This window comes from Bacteroides sp. 1_1_14 (assembly GCF_000162515.1).
GTDB lineage: Bacteria > Bacteroidota > Bacteroidia > Bacteroidales > Bacteroidaceae > Bacteroides > Bacteroides thetaiotaomicron.
Genome location: NZ_GG774714.1, coordinates 1 through 17092 on the forward strand (window position 1 = coordinate 1; position 17092 = coordinate 17092).

The following is a 17092-nucleotide window of genomic DNA, read 5'->3' on the forward strand; positions in this document are numbered from 1 at the left end:
GGAGGCCCTGAATTATCTCACAAGTTTGGAATGAGGCCTTCACTATATAAGGACGGCCGTTATCCGATCTCGAACAATCTGGCGGAACGGGCGGTGCGTCCCTTTACCACCAAACGGAAGAACTCCCTGCACTTCGGAAGTGACGAGGGAGCGGAGATTGCCGCTGTATACCATAGCATAATCAGCACGGTGAAGCTGCAAGGCAGGTCCGCATGGGATTATCTTGGTAAATTTTTTACCGGAATTTTTAACGGTTGCAGAGATTTTTTGAGTCTGACACCACAAAATATAGACTTGGCAGTATGCCAATAGTTAAAAAACAATCGAATTTAATAGCAATTTTTTTGTGAGGCATCCATTCTGATGCCTTATAAAAAGGGTACGCTCTAAATTGAGTATTAACCAAAGAAATCATTGATTTGTTGAATGTTTATAGTCGGGTAGAAGGGGACTTTCAATGGGGATTAGCTTATCATAGCTATTCTCAGGATTTGACGAATCCATGTGTTTGGATTGATCCGAACGCAACGTTTTCCATGGATACCCAATTTATTACGTTTAAGAATCTGGAAGTTCTGAGTAAGTGGGCGCTTACCAAAGAAAATAAATATAAAGGGACTATTAAGCGCTCTGTCTGGCTTTCTGAGGCTGGAGTAAATTCTCCTACTTATTCGGATGAAGATTTTCAGAAGCAAGCGGCTAGTTTGGCTTTCGCCTGGAAGAAAATCAATGCATTGGAAGGGATTGATGGGCTACAATGGCATAATTGGTTTGATCATCCGGGAGACGGAGCTTGCTTCGGATTGCGTAAATACTTGGATGAATCTTACAGAGGGGAAGCCAAACCTGTGTGGGAAGTTTATCGAAAAGCAGGCACAAATGAAGAAGATGAATACTTCGAACAATTCTTACCTTTAATTGGAATTCCTGATTGGAATATTATTGAGAATTTTTAATCAACGACATTATTAACTAAAAACTGAAATTATGGAAAATTTGAAAGCTTTCTTTACGAGAAGGCCTGAACGCCTGTTAGGGCGATGTGGCATGTTGTTTTTAATGGCATTTTTTGTGATGAACTTGTCTTCCTGTAATGATGATTTTATTGAAGACGATGGAGGAGAAGTTATTCCTCCTGAGGAAATTGTTATCCCGCCTGTTTATATGTTATTGGATGGGCCCTATAAGTCGGGAGTAACGTTAACTCAGAATGAAGACAGTAGTTATACGATAGAAACTACTAATGGTGATCCTTGGGCGACTGCCGGTTTGTTTAAAGAAGATGTTCCCGAAGAATGTAATGTTCTTGAATTTGAATATCAGACGGAAATGGGGATGAGTAACCTAGAACTCTTTTTTGCTGATGCAAAAAATGGGATTGATGCTACTCATAGCATGAGTGCGGGAACCGTTCCTGCTTCTACGGAATGGGCTTCATTCAGCGTTCGTCTAAAGAAATATAGACAGGAGTTTGATTGGGGAAAAGTGAAAGATTATCTGCGTCTGGATTTTGGAGACCAGCCTAATAATATCATACAAATGCGTAATATACGCCTACGTACAATGAATGATGAGGAAAAACAGGCGGAAGAGGATGAGAATAATGAAGCGCTTAATAAAGAGAAGTACGAACAAGGAATTAAAGATTATCTGAATAAAGAATATGATTGCCATGTAACTGATGTGGTGGTAGGAGAGAGTACGATCAGTATTCAAGGTAACTATACGGGAGAAGGTACTTTCTTCTTGGGAGAGATTCCTCCATTTGTGGATATGTTCAAAGTAGAAAAGGTGGAAAATAAAACACCTTTATCAAACGGCTCTTTTAACGTTCAGTTGGATAGATATGTTACTATAGGTGACTATGAGTATGATCGTTTATTGTCTAAGTGGGCTATATACAAAGAAGGAGCTTCCAAGGATGAGATTGTTTCTCATGCCCGCTATGCGAACGTGGATAAAATACACGTAAAACAAAGTGTTGAGGCTATTCCTTTAAAATCTAAGAAGGGGTTGGGAGGATTGATAAACCATGGATTCCTTGCATCTGATTTGGATGATTTGGGTATTGCCAGTGCCACCATCAACATTCCTATTTCTCATTTCATGCATCTTTCTCAACAGGAAGGAGATATTCCGCATACTTACGGTGGCAGGACATATTATTTTAATGAGGGATATATGAAGAGTTCATTTGATGCTGTGTTGGAGCAAACGAGTAAACGTGGAATCTCAGTAGCAGGTATTTTGTTGGTTCCTCCTACTGGGGATGCCGGTACTCTTTTGAAACATCCGGATTTTAATGGTATAGCTCCTTATACAATGCCCAATATGACCACAATAGAGTCTACAAATTGTTACGCTGCAGCACTTGACTTCCTGGCAAAAAGATATAGTGCTCCTAATATGCGCATAGCGCACTGGATTATACATAACGAAGTGGATGGAGGAAGTCATTGGACCAATATGGGTGACAAACCGATTGCTACGTTTATGGATACTTATCTCCGTTCGATGCGTATGTGCTATAATATTGCGCATCAATATGACCAGTACTCAGAAGTCTTTATCTCTTTCTCGCATGGATGGAATATCGCTGCCGGTGGCGGTTGGTATAAAGTAAGAGATATGCTCGATTTTATGAATCAGTTCAGTGAAAGCGAAGGTGATTTCTTCTGGTCATTGGCGTGTCATAGTTACCCGGCTCAGTTAGGTAACCCGTGCACTTGGGATGATGAACAGGCAACTTACTCTATGGATACGGAATATGTGACCTTGAAAAATTTGGAAGTTTTGGATAAGTGGGTAAGTCTTTCCTCCAATAAATATAAAGGAACAGTGAAACGTTCTGTCTGGCTTTCTGAGGCAGGAACATGTTCTCCAAGTTATAGTGATAATGATTTGCAGGATCAGGCTGCCGGCTTTGCTTATGGCTGGAAGAAGATTAATAATCTGGACGGCATTGATGGAATACAATGGCATAGCTGGTTTGATCATTTGGGAGATGGTGCCTGTTTGGGTTTGCGTAAGTATACCGAAGCGCCTCATAATGGTGAAGCCAAGCCTGTATGGACAACCTATCAAAAAGCGGATACAGATGAAGAAGATGATTATTTTGAACAGTATTTATCTCGAATAGGGATTGATAGTTGGGAAGGAATTATTCAAGATATTCCATAAGCGATATTAGGTAAAAGAGGAAGCTCATTTGTGCTTCCTCTTTGGGTGTTGTGATTATATCTAAGTCTGCTATAAAAGATTTTTTTTAGTCTCACGGTCTCACTACTTTTGCATAATCGCCGAATAACTAAGATATTATAGAATGAGAGATACTTTTTACAGAGGTATCTCTCATTCTTTTCTCACTGGAATTACTCTATTTTAGTCTATCTCTCATTCTATTTTACAACTATTTCCCATAATGTCCTGGACACGGCACATAAATCGGTTGCGTACGAATTCCGATATTCTGCAAAGAACCTTCTTCTTTCAACCTGCGAATATGGCGTGCCGCCATACTGTGTGTGAATTGGCAAAGTGACTGCATATCAGAGCGGGTCAAAACCGTATGCGTAGCGAAGTACCCAGTTAATTTTTTGTCTATTTCTTTCTGGGAGAGGGTAGCTGAGTGGGGTTTATACTTTGAGCGTTGTGCATGCATACCTATAAGCTCACCTTTTAAATCTCTGTCCGCCAAGAAACTGACCGATTTAAACTTCACTTTGTCAGCGTGTGCGGCCATGGAATGTATCGGCTCTGTTGCTTGTAATGTGATCTGAAAATAACCGACCCCGTCAAGATGTACTCTTTGCCCTTCGCGTAAGTGGTTGCCCATGCACCGACTGAGTTCCATTAACATTGCTTCCACTTCGGCCTTGCCAAAGGTAGTTGCCGAGTGAATTTCGGCTGCCAGTCTTTGGGTAGTCACGTGTTGAAAATTCACGACTCTGGGATGATAACTTGTTTCCCCCTCTTCTTCTCCCTGAACGGGATTCTTATAAAATTCGAATTGTACTGCCATCTTAATTGTTGTTTATCTGTTGTTTATATATGGTGTTACTTATCTCTTCTGCATTTAAAGCCTTTATCTGCGTGTCATCTTACTGACATCTTCATCGTTCTACCTGGGTGAACCGATCATTGCACCTTCGAGAATGTATCTGTGTACCTGGGTGAACAGGTCGGTTCACCCGGGTAGTATGATGAATAACGTCTTTCAAAGATACAACAATAATAGTTGTAAAACAAGCAATTATAGGATTGTTTGCATGATAATGAATGGTAAAATATATGCGCCTTAAAGTACTTCTAAAAGGAGAAATGTATAGGTCTGAAATTAAATAATGGAAGTTGGAAAGCAGAATGAGAGATAATCAAAAAAGGTGAGAGACAGGTTAGAAGAGAGTAATTTCAGTGGGGAAATGATGAGAGATACCTCTGTAAAAAGTATCTCTCATCCTATAATATCTTAATTATTTGGTGATTATGTAAAAGTAGTGAGACCGTGAGACTAAAATCTATTTTTTCTTTTCTAGTAGAAGGAGAGGAGATGGGAATGAAACTTATGATCAGAAACTTGTTTACATAGAATGTTTACAGTACTTTTGTGCAAAATATATATTGCCCTACACACGCAAGCAGGACAAACAGCGAAAGAAAAAATGAGAATAACACAAGTGAGAGACGATGGCAAAGTAAATACGATGCGTACGTTGAAGATTGAACAGCTCGTAGAGCAGATGAAAAAGGAAACTAAAGCACAACTGGTCTCTAATATGAGAGAAGTCCTGCCTTATATACTTCCCGGTGATAAAAATGATTATATAGAGAGGGTCCCGAAGATACTTCCGGCGGCAGCTTTTGTCAGAAAAAACGGGGTGATGGCGATGGCCGAATATAATGGAATCGTTATGCTTCAGGTCAACGGGTTGTCCGGACGTATGGAAGCTGATGAGGTGAAGGAGTGTGTGAAGGAACTGCCTCAGACGTATCTTGCTTTTATCGGTTCTTCAGGAAAGTCTGTAAAGATATGGGTTCGTTTTACGTATCCCGACAATCGTCTGCCTGATAATCGCGAACAGGCGGAAGTCTTTCATGCGCATGCTTATCGTCTGGCTGTGAAATATTACCAGCCCCAACTCCCGTTTGATATCGAATTAAGAGAGCCTTCGCTGGAACAGTATTGCCGGCTGACTTTCGATCCAGAGCTGTATTTTAATCCCGAAGCCATGCCTGTTTATCTGAAACAGCCAGCATCTTTGCCGGGGGAAACCACCTATCGAGAGCAGGTACAGGCGCAGGCTTCTCCTTTACAGCGGCTTGTTCCCGGATATGATAGTTACGAAGCACTTTCTGTTCTTTTTGAAGCAGCATTTGCCCGGGCATTGGCCGAGCAAAAAGGATACCGCCCAGGCGATGATATACACTCATTGCTTGTTTGTCTGGTTGAGCAGTGTTTTCGTGCCGGTATTCCACAGGAAGACACCGTGCGATGGGCACGTGCTCATTATCGTTTACCGAAAGATGAATTCCTGATTCGCGAGACGGTGAAGAACGTGTATGGTACGTGCGAGGGTTTTGCCGATAAAAGTAGTTTGCTGCCGGAGCAATTGTTTGTCATGCAGACAGATGAGTTTATGAAACGCCGCTATGAGTTTCGTTTTAATATACTGACTTCGAGCGTGGAGTATCGTGAGCGGAACAGCTTCAACTTTTATTTTCGCCCCATAGACAAACGGGTGATGGCAAGTATTACGATGAATGCGATGTATGAGGGCATCAAACTTTGGGATAAGGATGTGGTCCGATATCTGAATTCCGATCATGTTCCCGTTTATCACCCTGTCGAGGAATTTCTTTATGATCTTCCCCATTGGGACGGTAAAGACCACATCCGTGACCTGGCTGAAAGAGTTCCTTGTGATAATCCTCATTGGGGACAACTCTTTCGTCGTTGGTTTCTCAGTACAGTGGCGCACTGGCGTGGAGTTGACAAAAATCATGCGAACAGTACTTCACCTATTCTAATCGGTCCGCAGGCTTATCGTAAGTCTACCTTTTGCCGTCTGATTCTGCCTCCGTGTTTGCAGGCGTATTATACGGACAGCATTGACTTTAGCCGTAAAAGGGACGCCGAGTTGTATCTGAATCGTTTTCTTCTTATCAATATGGATGAGTTTGATCAGATAGGTGTCAATCAGCAGTCATTCCTTAAACATATTTTGCAAAAACCGGTTGTTAATACCCGTCGCCCGAATGCGTCAGCTGTGGAATCACTCCGCCGGTATGCTTCTTTTATCGGGACGAGTAATCATAAAGACTTACTGACAGACACTTCCGGTAGTCGCCGTTTTATCGGCGTCGAAGTGACGGGAGTGATTGATGTGGTGCGTCCCATTGATTATGAGCAGCTTTATGCACAAGCAATGACGGCGCTTTATAAAAATGAACGGTATTGGTTTGATGAAGAAGAGGAAGCTATTATGACGGAGTCTAATCAGGAGTTTGAGCAGTCTCCTGCGATCGAGCAATTGTTTCAGGTATATTATCGGGCGGCGGCCGACGAAGAGGCAGGAGAATGGTTGCTTGCTGCGGATTTGCTACAACGAATACAGAAGGCTAGTAAGATGAAGTTTTCACCTCGGCAAGTATCTTATTTGGGGCGTATTCTGCAAAAGTTGGGAGTGAAATCGTACCGGAGATCTCATGGGGTTTATTATCATGTGGTGCCCATATCTTTTGATAATGAGTAGTGTTGGAGTGAAATAGACGAATAAATGGTCAAGAAGGTGGCTATTATATAATTCGTATTAATTATTGAAAGAAACCTTCAACTGTTAGACAGTTTTATTGTATCTTTGCAGCCTTAACTTATTTTATTTCAAATAATGAAGGAATTTTTGCAACTGATGCGACGTTTTGTGTCGCCATATAAGAAGTATATCGGATGGGCTATTTTGCTGAATATCTTGTCAGCTGTATTCAATGTGTTTTCATTTACTTTGTTAATTCCGATTCTGGATATTTTGTTTAAAACAGGAGAGAATAATAAGGTATATGAGTATATGGAATGGGGAACTGCCGGTTTTAAAGATGTTGCGATAAATAATTTCTATTATTATGTTTCCCAAATGATTCAGGATAATGGTCCTACTACTGCTTTGATTTTTCTGGGACTGTTTCTGGCTTTGATGACTTTATTTAAAACGTCCTGTTATTTTGCATCTTCAGCTGTGATGATTCCATTGCGTACAGGAGTTGTCAGGGATATCCGTATCATGGTATATGCGAAGGTAATGCGTTTGCCGATGGGCTTTTTCTCAGAGGAGAGAAAAGGAGATATTATAGCTCGTATGAGTGGTGATGTGGGAGAGGTGGAAAACTCTATTACCAGTTCATTGGACATGTTGATAAAGAGCCCTATCATGATTATATTGTATTTTATAACATTGATTGCTACCAGCTGGAAGTTAACTCTTTTCACCGTTTTGGTATTGCCGGCTATGGGCTGGCTGATGGGTAAGGTCGGAAGAAAACTAAAGCGTCAATCACTGGAGGCACAAGGTAAGTGGAGTGATACAATGTCTCAGTTGGAAGAAACATTGGGTGGTTTGCGTATTATCAAAGCGTTTATTGCAGAGGACAGAATGATAAATCGTTTTACGAGGTGCAGTAATGAGCTTCGTGATGCAGTCAACAAAGTGGCTATGCGACAAGCTTTGGCTCATCCGATGAGTGAGTTCTTGGGAACAATTCTGATTGTATCTGTATTATGGTTTGGTGGTGCTTTGATTTTAGGGCATAATTCGTCATTGACTGCACCGACGTTTATATTTTATATGGTTATTCTTTATAGCGTGATAAATCCGTTGAAAGACTTTGCCAAGGCTGGTTATAATATCCCTAAGGGGCTTGCTTCTATGGAACGCGTGGACAAAATATTGAAGGCTGAAAATAATATTAAAGAAATTCCTAATCCGAAACCATTGACTGGAATGAATGATCGGATTGAGTTTAAAGATATAAGCTTTAGCTATGATGGTAAAAGAGAAGTGTTGAAACATGTGAACTTAACAGTGCCAAAGGGAAAGACAGTTGCTTTGGTAGGACAGTCAGGCTCAGGAAAATCAACGCTCGTAGATTTATTGCCACGTTATCATGATGTGCAAGGAGGAGATATCACCATCGATGGTACAAGTATTAAAGATGTACGTATTGCCGATTTGCGCAGTTTGATTGGCAATGTAAATCAAGAAGCCATTCTTTTTAATGATACATTTTTCAATAATATTGCTTTTGGCGTAGAAAATGCAACTATGGAACAAGTCATAGAGGCCGCTAAGATTGCCAATGCCCATGATTTTATTATGGAAAAGCCGGAAGGATATAATACAAATATCGGTGACCGTGGCGGCAAACTTTCCGGTGGACAGAGACAGCGTGTCAGCATCGCCCGTGCTATTCTGAAGAATCCTCCCATCCTGATTCTGGATGAGGCTACTTCAGCACTGGATACTGAATCGGAACGTTTGGTACAGGAAGCATTGGAGAGATTGATGAAGACGCGTACCACGATTGCAATTGCTCACCGTCTTTCTACTATCAAAAATGCGGATGAGATTTGTGTGCTCTATGAAGGGGAAATCGTAGAGCGTGGACGTCATGAAGAATTATTGGAATTAGATGGTTATTATAAAAGACTAAACGATATGCAAGCATTATAGGCTGTGGCTGCATATTTGCAGCAACTCACAGCAACAAACGTAAACTAGACTAATATTGGAATGATTTTATTAAGTTTTGACATTGAGGAATTTGATGTGCCCAAAGAACATCAGGTGGACATATCAATGGAAGAGCAAATTAAAGTTTCTGTAGAGGGGACTACCCGAATTTTGGATTGCTTGGAACGGAATCAGGTAAAAGCGACCTTTTTCTGTACGGCAAATTTTGCTCTTCATGCTCCTGATATAATAAAGCGCATTCAGGAGGGAGGTCACGAGATTGCTTCTCATGGCTTCTATCATTGGACCTTTGAAGTAGAAGATCTGAAAAGGTCGAAGGATCAGTTGGAGGAAATCACCGGAGCCAAAGTTTATGGCTATCGGCAGGCACGCATGATGCCTGTGTCGGAAAAAGCTGTATATGAGGCGGGGTATATATATAATTCTTCCTTGAATCCGACATTTATCCCGGGAAGATATATGCGGCTTTCTACTCCCCGTACTCCTTTTATAAAAGACCGTGTGATTCAAATGCCGGCATCAGTTACTCCTTTGCTGCGTTTCCCTTTATTTTGGCTTTCATGTCATAATTTGCCCGCTTCACTTTATCGTTGGTTGTGTAAATACACTCATCGGCATGATGGATATTTTGTGACATACTTTCATCCGTGGGAATTTTATCCGTTAAATGAACATCCGGAATGGAAACTGCCATTTATTATAAGGAATCATGCAGGAGAAGGAATGGAAAAAAGGCTGGATGCTTTCATTCGATATTTTAGGAAAAAGAATGTTAGTTTTGGTCGTTTTATAGATTATATAAAACTAAACAAGGATATAATAAGATGAAAAATATAATAAGATTTATACTAAGGTTAGTGCAAAATCCTATTGTATTAGCAATTTTGTGGTTTGGGGTGGCTATCAGGGGATTTTGGGTAAGCTGGACAGAAGGACTTGCAAATAACTACTTGATATTTTCCCGTTCATTTTTTCATGCTTTGGAGCAAACGCCTTTATATGTAGAATATCCTAAAGAATATTTTGATTTATTTCTATATGGCATTCCTTTTACTTTATTGATTGCTCCTTTTTCAATCATGCCAACAATGGTGGGTTCTGCTTTGTGGAGTTTGTGTAATGCTCTTTTATTGTACTTTGCTATAAAGAAGTTAGAATTTGAAAAATGGAAAACTGCCATTATCATTTGGTTGTCATATAATGGCTTATATTTATCTGTTGTGACTCAGCAGTATAATGCAGCAGTAGCCGCTTTCATTCTTTTTACTTTTATTCTTGTCGAGAGAAAAAAAGATTTTTGGGCTGCATTGATGATTGTTTTAGGCACATTAACCAAAATTTATGGGGTTGTGGGGTTGGCTTTTTTCCTTTTCTCTAAAAGAAAATTATATTTTCTGTGGGGAATTCTGTTTTGGGGATTAGTTCTATTTGTAGTTCCAATGTTTTATACTTCTCCACAATATGTATTTGATTCTTATAAAGAATGGATTAGTATTCTTGTAGTTAAGAATGATGTTAATGAGTTGAGCTTTTATCAGAATATCTCTTTATTAGGAATGGTTCGAAAGATTACTCATGCTGTTGAATATAGTGATATGTGGCTGATAATTCCTGGAATTGTTTTATTCTTATTACCTTATTTTCGTATTGGACAATACGAGAATAGAAATTTTCGGCTTTCGTTTTTGGCATCAGTTCTGTTATTTATGGTCTTGTTTAGTACGGGAACGGAAGAATGTGGATATGTGGGAGCTCTAATTGGTGTGGGTATATGGTATGTAAGTACGCCAACGTATAAAAAAACGTTTGTGCTGAATACATGCTTATTGCTATTCTGTTTTGCGTTGACGGCAGCGTCTTCAAGCAGTATTCTTTTTTCAAAACATTTCAGGACTGAATACATAACTTCATTTGCACTTAAAGCTCTCCCATGTGCTATTATTTGGTTTAAAGTCATCTGGGAACAATTAACTCAGGACTATACATCAAGAACCCCAACTCCTTTTCTACATAAAAAAGATGATGAACGGATTGATGTCATATTGCCCTGTTATAATCCTCATGAAGGATGGGAGCAGCAACTGATTGAAAAACATAAAGAGTTGGAAGGGATGCTGAACGGGTACAATATTCGCTTTATCGTAGTAAATGATGGTTCCAAACGCGGATTTACGGAAGAAGCTGTACTTCGTTTGACAAATAACTTACCCAACACTATCATTGTAGACAATAAGATAAATCAAGGGAAAGGAGCTGCTGTTCGTGATGGTATAGCACATTCTGATTCAGAGCTGGCTCTTTATACAGATTATGATTTTTCCATATAAGATTGAGTCTGTTTGTCAAGTGATTAAATATCTTGAGGAAGGGTATGATGTAGTTGTAGCAAATCGTAATCATACGTATTATTCACAACTTTCTACCCGCAGAAAGTTGGCGAGTCATGCTTCACGTTTCTTGAACTTTATGCTGTTAGGGCTGACCCACACAGATACGCAGGGGGGATTAAAGGGGTTTAACTGTAAGGGAAAAGCTTTTCTTGCGTCCACTCGTATTAAACAGTTCTTATTTGATACGGAGTTTATATATAAGGTTTCTCTTGATGATACCACCTTCATCAAAGAGGTTCCTGTAGACTTAAGAGGCGAAGTGATGTTGCCTGATATGAAAAAGGGGGTATTTGTAAATGAACTAAAAAACTTATTGATGATATGTTGGAGAGGTTGAAAGGATATGTGCAGAATCCCGTCTTTCTATTCATCTTGTGGATGGGAGTAGGATTAGCTTGCAGTTTATCATTGATGATGAAGGGGGTATATAGCAATTATGTTATATTTAGCCAGTCTTTTTGGCATGCGATATCTTCTTCTCCTTTATATGTAGAATATCTTCAGGAACAGAAAGATTTTTTTCTGTATGGTATTTCTTTCACTGCATTGATTTCTCCTTTTGCAGTTCTTCCCAGACCCTTGGGGATGGTCTTTTGGTGTCTGGTGAATTGTGGTTTCCTTTATTATGCTATCAGCAAGTTAGATTTGAAAAAGTGGCAATTTGCTGTTGTTATATTAGTTTCTGTAAATGACGTTTTTACAGCTGTTTTGTCTCAGCAATATAGCATAGGTATTACGGCTATGATTATATTCTCGTATGTGCTGATCGAGAAAGAAAAGGATTTTTGGGCTGCTTTGATGATTGTATTAGGAACTATGACCAAACTTTATGGGATAGTCGGACTGGCTTTCTTTTTATTCTCGAAACATAAAATGAAACTCACCGGCGGATTAGTCTTTTGGGCAGTGATCGTTTTTCTCCTTCCGATGCTCTATGCTTCTCCGGAATATGTCGTTCATTCGTATAAGGAATGGTTCGATGTGCTTGTCTATAAGAATGGGCTGAATCAGTTTAGCGTCAATCAAAACATATCTTTGCTGGGTATGTTACATCGGATAACGGGAGCTTCATTCAGCGATTTATGGATAATCGTGCCCGGAATGATTTTGTTTGCCCTTCCTTATTTACGCGTCCGGCAATATCAATATGAATCTTTCAGATTCTTATTTTTGTCTTCTGCGCTTTTGTTTATGGTACTGTTCAGTACCGGAACGGAAACTTATGGCTATCTGACTGCTATGGTTGCTGTTGGAGTCTGGTATGTAAAGACACCGACAAAAGCTGCCACACCGATATTGAATCTGTCATTGCTTATATTCTGTATTCTACTGACTTCTTTGTCTACTACCGATCTTTTTCCAAGATTTATAAGAGCGGAATATGTGAAACCTTATGCTCTGAAGGCTCTGCCTTGTACCTTGATATGGCTGAAAATAGTGTGGGAACAACTGACTCAGGACTTTGCGCGTCCATCTGACTGAATGAAAATGAAACATCTGAACTGAACTATAAAACTAAAACTACTTACTAATGGAAATTGTAAAATCAGTATTTCAATCGAAGAGTAAACGCTACCAGTTTATTCGTTATTGTACGGTGGGAACGTTGGCTGCCGGAATACATTATGGGGTTTATTATCTGTTGCAGGAATACGAAATGACCAACTTGAATATTGCCTACACGATAGGCTATGTGACGAGTTTTATCTGTAATTTCTTTCTGACTTCTTATTTCACGTTCCGTAGCAACCCTTCTTTGAAAAGGGCTTTGGGATTTGGAGGCAGCCATTTGGTGAACTATCTGATACATATGGGATTGTTCAATTTGTTCCTCTATTTGAATGTAGATCAGGAGATAGCTCCCTTGTGTGTGCTCGCTGTGGCTGTTCCCGCTAATTTTCTGATGCTCCGCTTTGTGTTTAAACATAAGAAGGAACAGGCTGCTGATCAAGTCGCAGAATAGACTTCCCGGCTATTATTTTCTGCCGAAGTCTGCCGGAATCTCTCCCCACACTTTGGTTTCCCATTTAAGAATACGGGTGGTGTAAGTGTTCTCCCTGAGCCACTTCTCTGCCCGTTCTATCACTGTGAAGAGTTCTTCAGTCTCTTCATTCCGCGGAAGTTTGGTTTTGCATTTTTTCTGTCGCACCCAGCTGATGGCATTCACGCTGTCGCTATAAATGGGCATATCAAATCCTTTCTGTTTCAGCAACGCCAGTCCGTGCACGATGGCCAGAAACTCTCCGATATTGTTTGTACCTTTCATCGGGCCGAAATGAAAAATTTCCTGGCGGCTTGCCACGTGTACTCCCCGATACTCCATCGGACCGGGATTGCCACTGCACGCAGCATCGACTGCCAGACTATTGTCAATGACGGAAGCAGGCAGTGTATCGGAACCGGTTCGGGCAGCTTCCGTTTTTTTCTTCGCATTCTTGCCGATGTAGGCGTAAGGTGACGAGGCCAGTGCACGTTCCGCCTCTTCGCGGGTGTCGAACGATTTGTACTTTGCACCTTCATACCCCTTGATCTGGAGCTGGCAATCCGTCCAGGAAGCATATACTCCCGGCGTCACTCCTTCCCATACTACGTAGAACTTTTCTTTAGCCATTTTCTGATAATGAATGATTATGTCAACAGCATTGACGGTGCGAAGGTACAAATATATTCCGGAATCGAACAAGTTGGCAGAGAAGCTTGTTCTAATTTATAAGGAGTTTAAGAAAATAAAATTAAGAAAGGAGCTATTATGGAAAGAACTTTTAGTGAAGCTTTGAAGAATCGTCGGACTTATTATTCGATTACCGACCAGTCACCTATTCCGGATCAGGAGATAGAATGCATTATCAATCTGGCAGTGAGACACGTGCCGTCGGCATTCAATTCTCAATCTACCCGTGTGGTGCTTCTTTTGGGCAAATCTCATAAAAAGTTATGGAACATTGTAAAAGATGCGCTGAGGAAGATTGTGCCGGGAGAAGCGTTTGCGAAAACCGAAGAAAAGATTGACAATTCCTTTGCCTGTGGATATGGTACGGTGCTGTTCTTTGAAGATCAGAAGGTGGTGAAGGGGCTTCAGGAAGCTTTCCCGTCTTATCAGGAGAATTTCCCCGGATGGTCATTACAAACCTCAGCGATGCATCAGCTGGCTGTTTGGGTCATGCTTGAAGATGTGGGCTTCGGTGCTTCCTTGCAACATTATAATCCGTTGATTGATGATGAGGTGCGTCGGGCATGGAATTTGCCTGCACATTGGCATCTGATTGCGGAAATGCCGTTTGGAGTGCCCGTCAATCAGCCGGGAGAAAAAGAGTTCCAGCCACTGGAAGAACGGATAAAAGTTTTTAAATAATAGAGAATCATTCTTCATTATTCATTAAATGATTAATTTTGTGAGCAAAATTAATCATTTATGGTTCGTATCTTCCTTACCGGCTATATGGGTGCCGGAAAAACTACTTTGGGCAAGGCTTTTGCCCGCAAACTGAATATCCCGTTCATTGATCTGGACTGGTATATCGAAGAACGTTTTCATAAAACTGTCGGAGAACTATTCACGGAACGGGGTGAAGCCGGATTTCGTGAGTTGGAAAGAAATATGCTTCATGAGGTAGCTGAGTTTGAGAACGTCGTTATTTCTACAGGCGGGGGAGCACCCTGCTTTTATGATAATATGGAGTTTATGAACCGGACGGGGAAAACCGTTTTCTTGAATGTACATCCCGATGTGCTGTTCAGACGCTTGCGTATTGCCAAGCAGCAACGTCCCATTCTTCAGGGAAAGGAAGATGATGAATTAATGGATTTCATCATTCAGGCGCTTGAAAAGCGTGCACCTTTTTATACGCAGGCGCAATATATCTTTAATGCGGACGAACTGGAAGACCGCTGGCAGATTGAATCGTCTGTGCAACGCCTGCAGGAACTGCTGGAAATATAAATTAAGACCGGTTATATAGACCAATTGAAAGAAATAATATCCAATTAATTGGCAGCCTGTAGATAAATCTGTATTTTTGCCATCCAATTATTTACTAAAAACACTGAATAACAGAAAATGAGAAAGTGGCGTATTGAAGATTCTGAAGAACTCTACAACATTACGGGTTGGGGTACTTCGTACTTTAGTATTAATGACGCAGGTCATGTTGTTGTTACACCGCGGAGAGATGGAGTGACTGTCGACCTGAAGGAACTGGTTGACGAGTTACAATTGCGGGATGTGGCATCTCCCATGCTGTTGCGTTTCCCGGATATTCTGGACAACCGTATTGAAAAGATGTCTTCCTGTTTTAAGCAGGCTGCCGAAGAGTACGGGTATAAAGCCGAGAATTTTATCATCTATCCCATTAAGGTCAACCAGATGCGTCCTGTGGTAGAAGAGATTATCAGCCACGGAAAGAAATTCAATCTCGGACTGGAAGCCGGTTCCAAACCGGAACTTCATGCGGTGATTGCCGTCAATACGGATTCTGACTCATTGATTGTTTGTAACGGCTATAAAGACGAAAGTTATATCGAACTGGCACTCCTTGCCCAAAAGATGGGCAAACGTATCTTCCTCGTAGTAGAGAAGATGAACGAACTGAAACTGATAGCCAAAATGGCGAAGCAGTTGAATGTGCAGCCCAATATCGGTATTCGTATTAAACTGGCTTCTTCCGGCAGTGGAAAATGGGAAGAATCGGGCGGTGATGCCAGCAAGTTCGGTCTGACTTCCAGCGAACTGCTCGAAGCGCTTGACTTTATGGAAAGCAAGGGCTTGAAAGATTGCCTGAAACTGATTCATTTCCATATTGGCAGCCAGGTGACGAAGATTCGTCGCATTAAGACGGCTTTGCGCGAAGCTTCTCAATTTTACGTGCAGCTTCACTCTATGGGATTCAATGTGGAGTTTGTGGACATCGGCGGCGGACTGGGCGTTGATTATGACGGAACCCGTTCTTCCAATAGTGAAGGTAGTGTAAACTATTCCATTCAGGAATATGTGAATGACTCCATTTCTACATTGGTAGATGTCAGCGATAAAAACGGCATCCCGCATCCGAACATTATTACCGAGAGCGGACGGGCATTGACGGCTCATCACTCTGTCTTGATCTTCGAGGTGCTCGAAACAGCTACTCTTCCGGAATGGGATGATGAAGAGGAAATCGCTCCGGATGCACATGAGCTTGTGCAGGAACTGTACAGTATCTGGGATTCGTTGAACCAGAATAAGATGCTGGAAGCATGGCATGATGCACAACAGATTCGGGAAGAAGCGCTCGACTTGTTCAGTCATGGTATTGTGGATTTGAAGACCCGTGCTCAGATCGAGCGTTTGTATTGGTCCATTACGCGGGAAATTAATCAGATCGCCGGAGGCTTGAAACATGCGCCGGATGAATTCCGGGGATTGTCCAAGTTGCTGGCGGATAAATATTTTTGTAATTTCTCATTGTTCCAGTCCTTGCCCGACTCTTGGGCGATTGATCAGATATTTCCGATTATGCCTATTCAGCGGTTGGATGAGAAGCCGGAGCGTTCGGCTACCCTGCAGGATATCACCTGTGATTCGGACGGAAAGATTGCAAATTTCATTTCTACCCGGAATGTAGCTCATTATCTGCCTGTGCATAGTCTGAAGAAAACAGAACCTTACTATCTGGCTGTTTTCCTGGTCGGAGCTTATCAGGAGATTCTGGGAGATATGCATAATCTGTTTGGAGATACGAATGCTGTTCACGTTTCTGTGAATGAAAAGGGATATAATATCGAACAGATTATTGATGGTGAGACAGTAGCGGAAGTGTTGGATTACGTACAATATAATCCTAAAAAAACTGGTACGTACCCTTGAAACATGGGTGACCAAGTCTGTAAAAGAAGGAAAGATATCGTTGGAAGAGGGTAAAGAGTTTCTGTCCAACTATCGTTCGGGACTTTACGGCTATACTTACTTAGAATAACCGGCAA

Annotated in this window: 13 protein-coding genes and 2 pseudogenes; 13 read left to right on the top strand and 2 right to left on the bottom strand. The window is 41.1% G+C overall.

Translation table 11 applies throughout. The features are described from left to right. From HMPREF9007_RS01770 to HMPREF9007_RS01760, 3 genes and pseudogenes are all read left to right on the top strand, one after another. Positions 1-312: transposase (locus HMPREF9007_RS01770; protein WP_032850778.1), on the top strand; the 312-nt coding region annotated here is incomplete at its 5' end. A gap of 89 nt (positions 313-401) precedes the next feature. Then, a pseudogene (locus tag HMPREF9007_RS01765) lies at positions 402-956 on the top strand (DUF5722 domain-containing protein); the annotation flags it as partial. A gap of 31 nt (positions 957-987) precedes the next feature. Further along, the gene (locus tag HMPREF9007_RS01760; RefSeq protein ID WP_032850779.1) at positions 988-3180 is read left to right on the top strand and encodes a DUF5722 domain-containing protein; all 2193 of its coding nucleotides are present in this window, start codon (positions 988-990) and stop codon (positions 3178-3180) included. Positions 3181-3409: 229 nt separating this feature from the next. Here HMPREF9007_RS01760 and HMPREF9007_RS01755 read toward each other — a convergent pair whose 3' ends face one another. Further along, entirely contained in the window at positions 3410-4021 is a 612-nt protein-coding gene (locus HMPREF9007_RS01755; RefSeq protein WP_008763648.1) for an HU family DNA-binding protein, read from the bottom strand. Positions 4022-4661: 640 nt separating this feature from the next. Between HMPREF9007_RS01755 and HMPREF9007_RS01750 the strand changes: the two genes are divergently transcribed. The 7 genes from HMPREF9007_RS01750 to HMPREF9007_RS01725 all read left to right on the top strand — a co-directional run bounded on the left by HMPREF9007_RS01750 (position 4662) and on the right by HMPREF9007_RS01725 (position 13097). Further along, entirely contained in the window at positions 4662-6752 is a 2091-nt protein-coding gene (locus HMPREF9007_RS01750) for a BT4734/BF3469 family protein (protein ID WP_032850780.1), read from the top strand. 135 nt (positions 6753-6887) lie between these two features. Next, on the top strand, positions 6888-8723 hold the full coding sequence (locus HMPREF9007_RS01745) for an ABC transporter ATP-binding protein (protein ID WP_008763650.1): 1836 nt from the start codon (positions 6888-6890) through the stop codon (positions 8721-8723). Between the two features lie 60 nt (positions 8724-8783). Then, positions 8784-9572: a polysaccharide deacetylase family protein gene (locus HMPREF9007_RS01740; protein WP_008763651.1), complete on the top strand. Its 789-nt coding sequence runs from the start codon at positions 8784-8786 to the stop codon at positions 9570-9572. Beyond that, entirely contained in the window at positions 9569-11071 is a 1503-nt protein-coding gene (locus tag HMPREF9007_RS01735; RefSeq protein ID WP_277754720.1) for a glycosyltransferase 87 family protein, read from the top strand. The genes HMPREF9007_RS01740 and HMPREF9007_RS01735 overlap by 4 nt, the downstream gene beginning before the upstream one ends. Next, positions 11055-11471 carry a hypothetical protein gene (locus tag HMPREF9007_RS27905; protein ID WP_277754721.1) on the top strand — a complete coding sequence of 139 codons (417 nt, stop codon included), beginning with the start codon at positions 11055-11057 and terminating at the stop codon, positions 11469-11471. Before HMPREF9007_RS01735 ends, HMPREF9007_RS27905 begins: the two co-directional genes overlap by 17 nt. Next, a complete protein-coding gene (locus tag HMPREF9007_RS01730) occupies positions 11456-12616 on the top strand; it encodes a glycosyltransferase family 87 protein (RefSeq protein ID WP_008763652.1) in 1161 nt (386 codons plus the stop codon). The genes HMPREF9007_RS27905 and HMPREF9007_RS01730 overlap by 16 nt, the downstream gene beginning before the upstream one ends. A 49-nt stretch (positions 12617-12665) precedes the next feature. After that, a complete protein-coding gene (locus HMPREF9007_RS01725; protein ID WP_008763653.1) occupies positions 12666-13097 on the top strand; it encodes a GtrA family protein in 432 nt (143 codons plus the stop codon). 12 nt (positions 13098-13109) lie between these two features. Here the strand turns inward: HMPREF9007_RS01725 and HMPREF9007_RS01720 are convergent, their stop codons facing one another. Continuing rightward, a complete protein-coding gene (locus HMPREF9007_RS01720; RefSeq protein ID WP_008763654.1) occupies positions 13110-13745 on the bottom strand; it encodes a ribonuclease H family protein in 636 nt (211 codons plus the stop codon). A 138-nt stretch (positions 13746-13883) separates the two neighbouring features. Here HMPREF9007_RS01720 and HMPREF9007_RS01715 point away from each other — a divergent pair, with 138 nt between their 5' ends. The 3 genes and pseudogenes from HMPREF9007_RS01715 (at position 13884) to speA (ending at position 17085) form a co-directional block, all read left to right on the top strand. Continuing rightward, positions 13884-14486 carry a nitroreductase family protein gene (locus HMPREF9007_RS01715; RefSeq protein WP_008763655.1) on the top strand — a complete coding sequence of 201 codons (603 nt, stop codon included), beginning with the start codon at positions 13884-13886 and terminating at the stop codon, positions 14484-14486. 60 nt (positions 14487-14546) lie between these two features. Continuing rightward, entirely contained in the window at positions 14547-15074 is a 528-nt protein-coding gene (locus tag HMPREF9007_RS01710) for a shikimate kinase (protein ID WP_008763656.1), read from the top strand. Positions 15075-15191: 117 nt separating this feature from the next. Further along, positions 15192-17085, top strand: a pseudogene (speA, locus tag HMPREF9007_RS01705) (biosynthetic arginine decarboxylase). Positions 17086-17092: the final 7 nt, after the last annotated feature.